9 protein-coding genes are annotated in these 14,191 nt (G+C 35.2%); 4 read left to right on the top strand and 5 right to left on the bottom strand.

Going from position 1 to position 14,191, the window contains the following annotated elements; all coding sequences use genetic code 11:
- The first annotated feature begins 64 nt into the window (after positions 1–64).
- Positions 65–145 (top strand): PEP-CTERM sorting domain-containing protein, encoded by an 81-nt coding sequence (locus ACP6PK_RS24230; protein WP_426563377.1) that lies wholly within the window; start codon positions 65–67, stop codon positions 143–145.
- A 1,028-nt stretch (positions 146–1,173) separates the two neighbouring features.
- Entirely contained in the window at positions 1,174–2,658 is a 1,485-nt protein-coding gene (gatB, locus tag ACP6PK_RS24225; RefSeq protein ID WP_426563375.1) for an Asp-tRNA(Asn)/Glu-tRNA(Gln) amidotransferase subunit GatB, read from the top strand.
- Positions 2,659–3,256: 598 nt separating this feature from the next.
- Here gatB and ACP6PK_RS24220 read toward each other — a convergent pair.
- Together ACP6PK_RS24220 and ACP6PK_RS24215 are read right to left on the bottom strand one after the other, a co-directional pair.
- Positions 3,257–3,451, bottom strand: coding sequence for a hypothetical protein (locus ACP6PK_RS24220; RefSeq protein ID WP_426563373.1), 195 nt, complete (start codon positions 3,449–3,451; stop codon positions 3,257–3,259).
- An 899-nt stretch (positions 3,452–4,350) separates the two neighbouring features.
- On the bottom strand, positions 4,351–5,082 hold the full coding sequence (locus ACP6PK_RS24215) for a TVP38/TMEM64 family protein (RefSeq protein WP_426563371.1): 732 nt from the start codon (positions 5,080–5,082) through the stop codon (positions 4,351–4,353).
- A gap of 673 nt (positions 5,083–5,755) precedes the next feature.
- Between ACP6PK_RS24215 and ACP6PK_RS24210 the strand changes: the two genes are divergently transcribed.
- Both ACP6PK_RS24210 and ACP6PK_RS24205 read left to right on the top strand, forming a co-directional pair.
- Entirely contained in the window at positions 5,756–6,319 is a 564-nt protein-coding gene (locus ACP6PK_RS24210; protein WP_426563369.1) for a hypothetical protein, read from the top strand.
- 1,557 nt (positions 6,320–7,876) lie between these two features.
- Positions 7,877–10,240, top strand: a complete 2,364-nt coding sequence (locus tag ACP6PK_RS24205) for a PhoX family protein (RefSeq protein WP_426563367.1) — start codon at positions 7,877–7,879, stop codon at positions 10,238–10,240.
- A gap of 330 nt (positions 10,241–10,570) precedes the next feature.
- On the opposite strand, the gene ACP6PK_RS24200 is transcribed toward ACP6PK_RS24205, so the two are convergent.
- From ACP6PK_RS24200 to ACP6PK_RS24190, 3 genes are all read right to left on the bottom strand, one after another.
- Positions 10,571–11,353 carry a carbon dioxide-concentrating mechanism protein CcmK gene (locus tag ACP6PK_RS24200; RefSeq protein ID WP_426563365.1) on the bottom strand — a complete coding sequence of 261 codons (783 nt, stop codon included), beginning with the start codon at positions 11,351–11,353 and terminating at the stop codon, positions 10,571–10,573.
- A gap of 641 nt (positions 11,354–11,994) precedes the next feature.
- Positions 11,995–12,921 carry an acyltransferase gene (locus tag ACP6PK_RS24195; protein ID WP_426563363.1) on the bottom strand — a complete coding sequence of 309 codons (927 nt, stop codon included), beginning with the start codon at positions 12,919–12,921 and terminating at the stop codon, positions 11,995–11,997.
- Between the two features lie 422 nt (positions 12,922–13,343).
- Positions 13,344–13,778, bottom strand: coding sequence for an arsenate reductase/protein-tyrosine-phosphatase family protein (locus ACP6PK_RS24190; protein ID WP_426563361.1), 435 nt, complete (start codon positions 13,776–13,778; stop codon positions 13,344–13,346).
- Positions 13,779–14,191: the final 413 nt, after the last annotated feature.

The raw sequence follows: 14,191 nt of genomic DNA, 5'->3' as shown, positions 1-14,191 counted from the left end.
AACTGGTGGTGGCACAACTGGTGGTGGCACAACTGGTGGTGGCACAACTGGTGGTACAACATCCATTCCTGAACCAAGTACAATATTAGGTTTAGCTTTATTCTTAGGTGGTTTAGTAAATTCTCGCCGTCGCCAAAATGGTTAAAACTCTCTCTAATGACATGGTATTGCTGTAATAGGACTTACGCACGAGGTATGAAAAACTAGGATTTGAGATTGCTTCCCTGTCGGTCGCAATGACGAAAATACCTTATACTATCTAAGTCCTATGTAATAGAAATCATTTCAGCTAGGTATATATAGCATCTACAATTAAGTATTAATCGCCGCATCTACAATAATTTTTTCATATATTTTTCCAACATCTACACATTCAACAGCACCATCCATATAAATATATTTTGTTATTCTAGGTTGGAAGTAAAAATTTACTTCTAACCTGAATTTGTATTTCTCATCTAAATAGGGCTTGTTGATTTAAAGATAAAAGCCTTTAACAAAAAAACAAGGTATAAAGCCTTCTATATTCAAGAGAAAAAAAGTGCTAGGATATTTCCTTATATTCAATTCCTTTACAGTTTTCTTTGAGATAATTATCAATTATCAATTAATGAACAATCGGTCTTTGACACTCCACGGACTAAAGTCGCGTGGATTCGTGACTAGGAGCTGTAAATCGGGTTAAAACCACGATTTCCAAATTGCACGGTTCCCGAAAAATCGAAACAACCACATTGCCAGTACCGTACCGTAGTACGTATACAGCAGCAGTAGGGGCGAACGGCCGTTCGCCCCTACAAGGCGGTGCCAATTGCCACTACTCTCTCCGGCTATGGATACCATTGAGTCTACTTTTTAAGTTATTAATTATAACACATTTTTTTGACTACGGATTAAAATCCGTCGAGTCGTTTCCATCCACCGCTTAAAAGACGGTGGTTTCCCACTTACCGAAATTTTACGATGATTTTATATAGAATCCGGATAATTACTATAGCTTGCGTCCGCAGCGACTGGAACGGAGTGGAAGGTTTGCGGAGCATTCCGGAACGGATAGCAATCTCAGAGGTCCAACGAGATTGCTTCCTCTCGTCGCAATGACAACTGTTCAACCGGATTCTATATTAGATATAAAATCTAATATACGACTTATTCGATTTAATTTCTAAATCTATGACCACAACTGTCAAAATTAAAACAGAGTATGAAGCGATTATTGGTCTAGAAACCCATTGTCAGCTTAGTACCCAAACTAAAATTTTCTCTAATTCCTCCACAGAATTTGGTGTTACTCCCAATACTAACATTGACCCAATATGTATGGGAATGCCAGGAGTATTACCTGTACTTAATCAAAAAGTTCTAGAATATGCCGTTAAAGCAGGATTGGCCCTAAATTGTCAAATTGCACCCTACAGTAAATTTGACCGGAAACAATATTTTTACCCAGACTTACCGAAAAATTATCAAATCTCTCAGTATGACTTACCCATTGCCGAACATGGTTGGCTAGAAGTAGAGATAGTAGATGAGAATGGTAGTGCAACTCGTAAAAAAATTGGTATTACTAGACTGCACATGGAGGAAGATGCAGGTAAGTTAGTTCACGGAGGTAGCGATCGCCTAGCTGGTTCAACTTATTCGATGGTGGACTACAACCGTGCTGGTGTGCCATTAATCGAAATTGTATCAGAACCGGATATGCGTTCTGGAGTTGAAGCTGCCGAATATGCTCAAGAACTAAGGCGAATTGTCCGCTATCTTGGGGTAAGTGATGGGAATATGCAAGAAGGTTCCTTACGGTGTGATGTGAATGTTTCTGTGCGACCTGTGGGCCAAAAAGAATTTGGCACAAAAGTAGAAATCAAAAACATGAACTCCTTCAGTGCCATACAACGGGCGATCGAATATGAAATTGAAAGGCAAACTGAAGCTATTGAAACTGGAGAAAAAATTGTTCAAGAAACTAGACTTTGGGAGGAGGGTTCTCAACGTACTATTAGTATGAGGACTAAAGAGGGTTCTAGTGACTATCGTTATTTTCCAGAACCGGATCTCCCTCCTATTGAGGTATCAAGTCAACAGTTAGATGCTTGGAAAGCAGAGTTACCAGAGTTACCCGCACACAAACGTCACCGTTATGAAAATGAGTTAGGTTTATCTGCTTATGATACTCGTGTTCTGACTGACGACTCTAATGTAGCAAAATATTTTGAGGCAACAGTTGCAGCAGGTGGCAGTTCCAAACAAGCAGCTAACTGGGTAATGGGAGATATTACTGCTTTTTTGAAAAATGAAAAAGTGAGCATTAATGATATTGCTCTGAAACCTGATAATTTGGCTGAGTTAGTAACAATTATTGAAGATGGTACTATCAGTGGGAAAATTGCTAAGGATATATTGCCAGAATTATTATCAAAAGGTGGTTCTCCTAAAGAATTAGTCGAGAAAAAAGGCTTGATTCAAATATCAGATACTAAAGCGATAGAAGCAATTATTGATGAAGTTTTAGCAGCACATCCAGAAGAATTAGCAAAATATCGTGCTGGTAAAACAAAACTCAAAGGTTTCTTTGTTGGGCAAGTAATGAAAAAAACACAAGGTCGTGCCGATCCAAAGATGACAAATCAATTAATTAGTAAGAAGTTAGAAGGGTAATTAATGGATAATGGATAATTGATAATTGATAATTGATAATTACCTCTCCCTAAAAGGAAAAGGATTGAAGAAAAGGAAAATAAATTCATTGTTTCTCCTTTAAAGGAGAGGGTTTAAACCTTAATTATTCGGTAAAAGTTTGAGTTGTTAGGTGTTAAGAAAATCTATTACTGAATAATTAATAATTAATAGTTAAATAATTCAGGTTAAAAGCCTTCCCTTTGAAAGGGAAAAAAATAAATTTTTTCCTTAAGCGTCTTACCTCTTCCTAAAAGGGAGAGGTAATTATCAATTAATGAATGAAAGACCTACAACTACACCTCAATCAAGTCTACTTGCAATGGAAGTTTTATATAAGCCTTATGGTATTTTTAAGCTGATAGCTAGTTAAGATTAGAATGAGATTTTTCCCATCATTAAATCTTTCCATCTGTACTTTCTTAGTCTTAGTGGGAAATTACAAACATTGTCATTGTCATTGTCAGAAGCTCCAAAAAAAATCGCGCCTCAAAGGATTTTCGGTTGCACCCTCAGAATTTTTGTGATACTATTAAGATTAACTAGGGTTTATCGCCTATACACATGACTCTTTATTCAACTAAATTTTCTTAGTAGTAGACAATCCTTGATATTCAGGAATTTTCCCCAGGAGTAATATCAGAAATACCTTCATCTTGTGAGAGCTTCCCAAAAATACTGGCTTTTCTCTCATCAAATCTTTCCACTCATCTCTCTTGAGTCCAAAATCATCAATATTGTCATTCTCAGAAGCTCCCAAAAAATCGCGCCTCAAAGAATTTTCGGTTGCACCCTCAGAATTTTTGTGATACTATTAAGATTAACTGGGGTTTATCGCCTATACACATGACTCTTTATTCAACTAAGTTTTCTTATTAGTAGACAATCCTTGATATTCAGGAATTTCCCCCAGGAGTAATATCAGAAATATCTTCATCTTGTGAGAGCTTCCCAAAAATACTGGCTTTTTTCTCATCAAATCTTTCCATTGATCTGTGTTAAGTTCCAAACCACAAACATTCTCATTCTCAGAAGCTCCAGAAAAAAAACGCGCGCCAAAGAATTTTCGGTTGCACCCTCAGAATTTTTGTGATACTATTAAGATTAACTGGGGTTTATCGCCTATACACATGAATTTTTATTCAACAAAAGACAGTATAGTTCATTAGGTCAAAAGGTCTATATAGGTTTGAACAAATACGAATACCTTGATACCTCAATAAAGAGGGGTACTTTCCTTTAATAATACCTCGAATCAGGGTAAAAGATGGATATTTTAATATTCCAATGTCTCGGAAATTCAAGGCTGAACATAGTGCAGTAAAAATACCTTTTCCTCAGATATTAGCAGATAAGAATCTTAAGGAAGTTTCGGCTAAGAGCCGACATGAAAAGGATAATTCCTAGATTTGATGCCAATAAGGCATAATAAATTATTTTTGATTCAGGAATAATTTGATTTGTACTATCGAAGTCCGCAGCAAATTTATCAACAGTTTCCTGATTAATTAACTGTAACTATCTTATTTTAATTTAGTATAAAAGATAAAATATGTTCCATAACAAACCTATTTAATCGGACTATATATCTTAGTATAGTGGTGAATTAAAGAACCAGATTTATATACTTTTTTTATGCAAACATCAACTCATTTTTTCCTGAATAGCCAAATATTAATTAATACTTTCTTCTAAAGCCTTTTTCGCTAATCTAGTCACATAAATCGTCACTACAATCGTAGTAATTAAACCAAGTATATTAATTATCCATTTAGTTAATTCTATAGTCAAATTTGTAGGTTGTTGAGATGTACCAACTAAAGCAATATCACCCATTAAAGAACCAAGATAAACATACATAACTGTTGCTGGAATCATTCCCAAAGAACCCAAAATATAATCCTTTAAAGAAACCCGCATTACACCAAAAGCATAATTTAAAAGATTAAAAGGAAACAAAGGGCAAAGTCTAGTTAAAAAGACAATTTTAAACCCTTCTTTTACCACAGCTATATCAATAGCTTTAAACTTTGGATGTTGACTTAATTGTTGACAAACCCAATCGCGAGATATGTATCTTCCAATTACAAAAGCTATTGTAGCGCCTAAAGTTGAAGCCAAAACAACATAAATTGACCCCCGAAAAACTCCAAATATTACTCCTCCTCCTAGTGTCAAAACCGAACCAGGAATTAATAGTAAAGTAGCTAAATTATAAATAATAATGAAAGTTATAGGACCCCAGAAACCTAGACTTTCGATCCATATTAATGTATTTCTTAAAACTTGTGGTAGGTTAAAATATTTGCCTGTAATAATTAGGCTTGTAACTAGAATAAATAATAAAATAAACTTGCCAATTCTTTTTAATTTTCTACTTCTATTAGTAGTTGTAATTATATTCATAATCTAAAGTAGTTGGGCACAATTAAATGTTACTATTTCATTGCAACTGTAACTGAGTTTAAGGAAGCAATCTTGAGATTATGAACTGCATAAATGTTTTGTTACACAGTTATGTTTATTTAAGCCTACCTTAAATACCATTTCACAAAAGTCGAAAGTCAACTTTAACCAAAAACTTTGAAGTTACATTAATTTCAAGGGATTTGATATTTAAAGTATCAAACTATTTCTGACATATTTCAAGTTAATTGGTAGAACATATAAGAAAAAAATTATTGAGTTTTAAACTTGAATGTATTGATTAACTTCTTAACTATATTTTACCAAAAATATCATTATCAAATTATAATTATCTGAATTAACTATTAATTTTTCCTGAGAATTAATTATCTATAGATAATAGATTAAATATCCCCACATAATTTAATGTCAGTATGTTCGATATTTATGATAAGAAGGTTAAATTTGTAATTATAGCAATTTTTAGGATAGTGAAGTACAGTTTAATACTAATTTATATTCCCTATTCCCTAAAATCCTCAAACTCTTTACCTCATTTTAAATAGAAAAATCTAATGCTAGTCAGACTTTAAACATACCTTAATCTGATTTTAATCATTGTATGTTACGATGCAGTTTAAATTTACATATATTTTGCCAAAATTTTCATTCAATGAGTTTATATTATCGTCTTTTATGGAGTACAATCTTAATATTAGCTAGTATATTTATAACTAACTTAAGCGTCTTAGCATCTACCAAGAAAACCAGTCTTTCGATTGAATCAAATAATAATAACTCTTATAAAAGTCTAGTAGAACAAGCAGAAAAATTAGCACAAAAGACAATCGATCAAGAATTTGCAAATAATCCAGAAATAACAAAAATTACTATTACTATATTAGGAGAACGTAAAAGTCAAATAGTACCTGTTATACGTTCTACTGTATCTCGTTCTGAATGGCAAAAAAATGCAGATATTGATGAATTTACCAGATATTTTGCTGACGCTAAATTGTTGTTAAAGTTTGAGGATGATAGTGATGCTGAAGCTATACCAGAGACTAAATCTCCACTACCAAAATCTCCCCCTCAAGTTCCTGCTCCACCTTCCCCATCCTATGATTCTCAGCCTATAATTCCTCAACCTCAAAAGAAATCTCCTAGACAAAAACCTGGAGCTAATTCTCCAAGATTTCCCACTGATGAAGATGACACAGAAATAATAGATGATTAACAACTAATACAAGTAGAAAGAAGTCATAATAAAAGATTAAAATTTCCGGTAGTCCTGCATTGTAATGGTGAAGATATATATTTTTTAATTTCTTCTCACGCTCCCACACTCCCCACACTCCCCACACTTACCACACTTCCCACACTCTCTCTACCATTACTATGCACCACCACCAAATTTCCGACTTTACTTGTAAGTATTTAGGATTAACAGTCAGTCTTCAGCAAGAAAAATTAATGAACTAAGCATTAGTTTGACTGGTAAGGCTAGCTTTAGTGTTTTTACCGATACTTGATAATTATCGCTCCTTTTTTCCATACTAATTCCTAATTTGATAGCTAATGTCTGAATGCTTACTTTTACTTTGATATTTGATGATTTATCCTGCTAATGTTTCAGTTATTTAATAAGTCAATAGTATAGCAATTCCCATGATGGTGAGGTACAAAATTATAGGTTTTAGGGAACAGGGAATAGGGAATAGGGAACAGGGAATAGAAAAGAAATTAAAGAGCTTGTGTACCTCATAAGCTTGAGAAACGCTATATTCAAAATTAATAATTATTAATTAATATAGCAATCCTAAATAAATTTTCAGCAAAAAACACAATGAATAATTAATAATTACCCCTTCTTGAAACGGATAGGATTGGCGCTTAAGGAATTTTTTTTGATTTATACCCTTGAAAGGGGAGGCTTTAAACCTTAATTGTTGAATGAATAATTAATTATTGACGCTTCAACTATTAATTATTAATTATTAACTATTAATTATCAATTATTCGGTAATATTTTATCGTATAAATTTGGTCTCCAAAACCTAGCAAAAATGGGATTTGGAAACTAAACCCCTACAGTTTTTTTCACAAATTATTTCATATTTCTATCATTATCTATTCTGTAATAGAAGGATTGACTAAAAGGAATTTTTTTCTTTTTTCTCCATAAATAGAGAGTAAGCATTCAGGTATTAGCAATCAGCAATCAACAATAAAAATTAACCTAAATAGCTAAAGTATAGCTGATGATTTTGCTTTGATCCAGACTTTTAATTCTTGCACTACCTCAATCCTAATTCCTCCTCCCAATACAACAAACAAGGAACCCTGAAAGCTTAAAGCTGACGGCTGAATGCTTACAATAGAGAAGCTTTATACCTTAATTTTTCGGTAATGGCGATCGCTATATTTATAACTTTCTAATAATTTCATTTTACCACAACAGTATTACATCATAAAGCTATCCCTACAAGATTGATAAATCTAATCACTAAATTCAAGATAACTCCCATAAAATTTGTAATTATATATCTTCCTAATATTTAGTTAATCTATCCATTAACCAAAACTTAAACAATGCTTTAACTAAATTTAAACAACGCTTTAACTAAATTTAAACCAATGATAAACCAAAGATAAATTGTTATAGATAAACTGCTTGAGGCAGTATTAAAAAAACTGATTAAACAAATAGAATTTAGGTAAAAAATACTGCTAGCAATAGATTCAAAATCCATATCTACCACTTCTCATTAAGAGAAGCTCTAGAAAAAATTTTATGTCCAGACTAACTCGCAGAAAACTATTAATGTTCTTCGGATGTAGCGCAGCAGCTACAGCACTATCACCAAAAATTGGTAACTTTTTGGGTTCCGAAGTAGCTCAAGCTCAAACAGGGGGTTTGAGTTTCACACCCCTAAAATTGGCACATCCTTTAGAAGTTTATGAAAATAGCCCTAGTTTTGTACCTTTAGCAATTGATGGGACAGGAAATACCAGAGGAAATACGATAGGAGCAGGTGTAGATGTAGCACTACAATCCTATCAATACTTTGATGATGTCATAGTACCCCCCGAATATGAAAACTATGTAATTGTTGGTTGGGGCGATCGCGTATTTCCCAACCCAGAAGAATACTTCGGTTATAACTGCGACTATGTAAGCTTTATCCCTATTAATGGTAATCCTGATGATGGCTACCTATGGACTAACCATGAGTATGTCTCCTATCCAATGTCACCATTATTAGCACGCGATGAAGACCTAGCTCCTTTCCCCACTACAGACCAACTTGTACTAGGTTTAGATTTATCTCAAGAAGGCACTTTCACCCGTGGGGAATTTGCTTATAACCAAGGTGGATCTATTGTCAGAATTAGAAAAGATGGTAATGGTCGTTATGCTTCTGTAGCAGATGATGCTAATCGTCGAATACATCTCTTATCTGGACTAGGAATTAACTCTGAACGTTCAGATGGTTATCAAAGCGTTACGTCCTGGGGTACAGCTAGCTATCAGACTGGAGACCAAAACTTCTTAATAGGTACTGGACCTGCTGCTAGTGATGTATTTCCTCTAAGTTCTGATGGACTTGGTAATAGAATTATTGGTACAGCTTTCAATTGTTCTGGTGGTACAACTCCTTGGGGAACAGTTCTGAGTGCGGAAGAAAACTTCCAAGGCAGTGTTACAGAAAGTGTATTACCTAATGGTACTCAAACTGGGTATGATGATGAAGGGATAGGTTTAATCTTTGGTTTAGTTGGTGAAAAGTATGGCTGGATGGTAGAAATTTCTCCAGCAGACCCAAGTTTCCAAAACAGGAAACATACAGCTTTAGGTCGTTTCCGCCATGAAAATATTGCCTTCCGAGTTGAAGCAGGTAGACCATTAGTAGCTTATATGGGAGATGACCGTCGTGGTGGTCATACATGGAAATTTGTTAGTGATGGTATTGTTTCTAATCCTACCGATCCAAGCAACAGCATATTATTTGACAGCGGAACCCTCTATGCTGCACGATTAAATCCTGATGGGAGTGGTCAATGGATTCCATTAGTTCCTGGTACACCTACCAATCCTATATTACCAAGCGAACTTGCTGAAGCTGAATTAAATGCTTTTGGTGAAGCTCAAAGAGATGGTCGTATTCGTCTACCTCAACGTGCTGGTATTGCTGGAGCAGAAGAAAATGGTGGTTCTTTCATCGTAGACCTGACTAATGAAGGTGTACTATCTCAATATCAAGGCCAAACTCTAGCAGATTTTTATCCTAACCAAGGTGCGATTTTAGTTGATGCTTTCTTAGCTGCTAACTTAGTAGGTGCTACTCCAACTGCTCGTCCTGAAGACGTGGAAGTTCATCCTGGTGATGGTAGTGTATTTATCGCCTATACAGATGGTGGACCAGGTGGAGATGGATATCCAGACTCCAGAATCTTTGTTGTTAGTAAATACTTTGCAGATGTTGATGCTATTCAATCTTTTGGCGGTATATACCGAATCATTGAAACCAACAGCGATGCGACAAGTCTCACCTTTAGTTGGTCAGTTTTTGAGCAGAGTGGAGAAGATGGTGCCATCAATGGTGCAGGTTTTGCTAATGTAGATAACCTAGAAATTGATACTCTGGGTAATATATGGGGCGTAACAGATATGTCTACCAGTAGTCATAATGGTTTTAATACTGGTGTTGCTGGAGAGGTAAGAGAGATCGACCACACTCAAACTGGAAGTGTTGGTAACTTGAGAGGAACATTTGGTAACAACTGGTTGTTCTACATTCCTGTTGTTGGACCAAATGCTGGCTTAGTTGTACCTTTTGCTTATGGTCCACCTCGTTGCGAAATTACTGGACCATACTTTATCAGAAATAGTGGTGTAGATGAAACTCTACTATTAGCTGTACAACACCCTGGAGAAAGTTCACCTATTGGGGATGGAGTTCTACTAGGTCGGGATATTGAGATGTTAAATTTAGATGGCACTCTCTTTACTCAACAGCGAAGTGTACCTCGTGGTAGTAATTGGCCTAGTAATACAGGATATGTAGGTAATCCTGGAGGCAGTTTTAATGGGTTACTACCCCCAAGACCTTCTGTAATTGGTGTTACTCGTAGAGACGGTGGTGCGTTTGTTTGACATACTCCCGACGTTACCCTTACGGGACAACGCGGGATTCTTCAGTCTGGGAAACCCTGACCGCTGTTTAGACAGAGGTGATGTCCTCCCCCTGTGTTGACATTGATAATAACAAAATGTACCTAGCTTGTCAAAGGCATATGAACAGCTTATGAAGGTATCCAAATCTTGGCCCTGGCTTTCATCCCGACGCTCCCCTCCGGGAGAGCGCGGGACTTCCCGCCAGGGAAGTTAAAATTTAATATTACAATAACCACTCTACATAGTAGGGGTTAACGGCCGTTAACCCCTACAAATTTTATAGATTCCACCTTTTGCTTAAGTGTTAATCTATGATTTCTCCTTAACTTCTTCTTTTATTGGTAAAGGAAGTTGAGCAAAATCTGGTAATCTTACTAGCTCTTTTTCCTTCTCTTTAATTGCCATTGGTAAACGTAGAGGTTCTGGTATTTCTTCAATCAGATGACCAGCTACAGGTAATGTTCTTTCCAAATCATCCAACGGTCTAGGAATAACCATCACAGCATTTAGCTCTCCAATTCTTTCAGCTTCGTGCATTCCAGCTTCTACAGCTACCGCCACATTAGAAACCGAACCCCGAACAATAGCAGTACACAAACCTGCACCTGTAGTTTCATAGGAAGTTAACTGTACATCAGCAGATTTCAGCATAGCGTCACAAGCTCCCACCATTGCCGGAAAACCTCTAGTTTCTATCAGACCAACTGCCTTATTTCTAAACTCAGTAGAAACTCTACCTTGAGATAGTCTAAATAAAAGACTGCCAATAGGTAATACAACTTCTAAATTAGGTAAAGGTCGAGGAATGACAGTCTTAGAAATAAGTTGTCCAAATTTTTCGGCTGTTTCTGCTCCAGACTCTACTGCTATACGAACATCTGCTATACCACCACGAACTACCGCCGTACAATATCCACTACCAATTTTTTCATATCCTACCAACATTACGCCAGAGGACTTCAGCATCATGTCAGCAGTACCAACTATGGCCGGAAAACTTCGAGTTGTTACTAAACCAAGAGCAGCATCTCCAAACTTGATTGGGGATTCAATAGAGTCTAGCTTATAATCATTGTGGGTTTGTATTTTCATTTTCTACCTCTTTACTTCGGCGTAGTAGTTAACCCACCTAACTCTCTCCAACATTCTAGCTGATGGTCTTTAGGGCTACTTTGAGAATTTTTTATATGAACAGGAATTACGCAAAATATTAAATTATACACCATCTGTAGGGGTGATGTCCTAGGCAATGCTGCCTCTTCCAGAGGATCTGCGCTAATGCTAACGCGAATCACCCCTACTAAATATGTCGGTTCTGCGTAAGTCCTGATGAAATTAAAAATATAAACTGGTTTAGTTAACCTATAATTAGAGTGAAAATTCTCACCAGTGTAAGTTTTCAGAATTAAGAAGTTAATTTTTAGAAATTATTAATTACTTTTTGTCCCTAAAAGATAGAAAGTTTTTTTAGGTATGTCTCTACTTAATTTTAGATTATATTATATTTTTAGAACTTACGCAAAGACCATGTATATAGCGTTCAAAACTATAACTTTATAGTTTCTTGACTCTATATATAGTACCTCTCCGTAAGTCCTGATTTTATTTATAACGATCAAGTTATCTACTACTACCAAATAAGTGTGTTATTGTCAAACAGAAATTTTCTGTTTATCTGCTAAAAACTTCAGTAGTGCCAAAATTTAGTATCAAGTCTGGGTAAGAAAATATTTTTAGTCTTCATCATCAGGATGAGGACTCAAAGAATTTTTATGAGGAAATAAAGTCTTCATTATCTGGTTGACATACTCCTTACCATAAATTTGAGGATCTATATTTGGAGATGCTTCTTCTTGTAATTGAGTATTAGCTTGTTCAGTTTCTGTGTCAGTTTCCTCTGAAGATGAAAAAGTATTTGCTGATTGTAATTGAGTATTAGCCTTTTCAGTTTCTATCTGATTTTCCTCTGAAGATGAAGAAGTATTTGCTGATTGTAATTCAGTATTAGCTTGTTCAGTTTCTGTCTGATTTTCTGTATGATTTTCCTCTGAAGATGAAAAAGTATTTACTGATTGTAATTGAGTATTAGCTGGTTCAGTTTCTGTATGATTTTCCTCTGAAGATGAAAAAGTATTTGTTGATTTTAATTGAGTATTAGCTGGTTCAGTTTCTGTCTGATTTTCCTCTGAAGATGAAGAAGTATTGGCTAAATTTGAACCATTATTATTTTCCTGGGTTTCATCTGAGGATAGATAACTTTGAGCTGACCCTTGATGAGGTAAAGATGTAGTAGAATTATCTAAAATTTGTCGTCCTGAATTGCCAATAATAGAAGCAGGTAATACAACCTTATCTACCTCCACATCTTCTTCTATAATAGTAGCCAAAGCACCAACACAAGCATTAGCTCCAATCTTACTCTTACCAACTAATAAAACTCCCGAACCAATAGTAGCTCCCGATTCAATTTCGATATTGCCCTGGTAAGCATGAATAATAGCTCCCATACCAATACAAACCCCCGATCCAATAATAATCTGACAGTTATCAGCAGCTTGAATAATAACACCAGGGGCGATCGCCACACTTGGATCGATTTTTACATCACCACTAACAAAAGGCTCAATATTAGTTATATGTTGTAGTGGTGCCAACTGCATAAATACTCCTTTTTATAATAATCGTTTTCAGCATAAAATATTAGTTCATTAATTAATAATTGATAATTGATAATTACCTGTAGTTAAAACCGTAACCCAATTGAATATAAGAAAATCTCGGTATTGCGTCAAGGAAGTATGAGAGACCTCCGAACATTTGGAGGAATAATTGTACCTATAAGATAACAATGGCAACAAACCTTATGCCTTCTTAATAACTCAAATATTCGTAGGGGTTTGGTTTCCAAACCCATTCAACTGGACATGATATTACCGTTTACTGATGCACAACCAAAATCTCCTAGCACTTTTCTCTTCGTCGATTGGATATACAGCCGAAACGACCACTTTTTTTACCTTCAAAGGGAGAGCTAATCAAGCTAAATTATTTAATTAATAATTATTCGGCAATAAAAGTTAATTTAATCTAAATTTTCCAGAAGTAAATGAATATTATTTTGCAGTTGCAAAAGAGGAGGTTCATCAGGATTTTCATCCAAATCTTTAACTAACCAATATTCAATTTTATCAACCCATTCAGGAAACTTAGACTCCATTAAAGGACGATGAGCAACTTCATCAACAGCAATAACTTGATTAGCATTTTCTAAATCTGTTTGTTGAACTTGCATTGGTTCCCTCAAAGATACAGAATCAATCTGAATATCTAAAGACTTCAAAGCTTTAATAACCTCTGATGAAATAGCCCCCACATTACCAGATTCTGGATTAACATTCAAACCCCGCGAATCTGCTTCCCATTTTACCCCTTTTTTTGAGGCTAAATCATTGAAAAAATACTCACTAAATCTACTGCGATAATAATTACCCGTACAAAGAAAGAGAATTTTTTTCATAACTATTAATTATCGTTTTATCAAGCATGAGAAACTTGCAAATAAAACTTTTAATTATTGTGGCTAAGTTCCTAAAATATTAGGCTAAGTATTAATAGGTTGTAGGTTCTAGGTTATTGTTTTTAGGTAATATTATGTGCCCCCTCCGGGGGAGCTACGAATTGCCGATAATCACTTATAATAAAGTTTTTGTTTGTAGTATAGATATCAGCCCTAACTCTAGATAGGGCTAGCAGCTCTACTACGAAGCTCTAATTATAGTAACTATTGAATCGAACATAATATAACAATATTTTACCCAACATCTAATTTAAAGGTACATTTGTAACACAGACTTCCAGCCTGTAACAAGTCAGGATGCTTGTGTTACCAAAAATTTTGTACCTCACTAACTCCGAAATTGCTGTAAACAC

The sequence above is a fragment of the Dapis hubbardiae BLCC-M172 genome, assembly GCF_050016015.1.
GTDB lineage: Bacteria > Cyanobacteriota > Cyanobacteriia > Cyanobacteriales > Microcoleaceae > Trichodesmium.
Note: the sequence above shows the minus strand (reverse complement) of the source record. Positions and strands in the feature narration are given on the sequence as shown.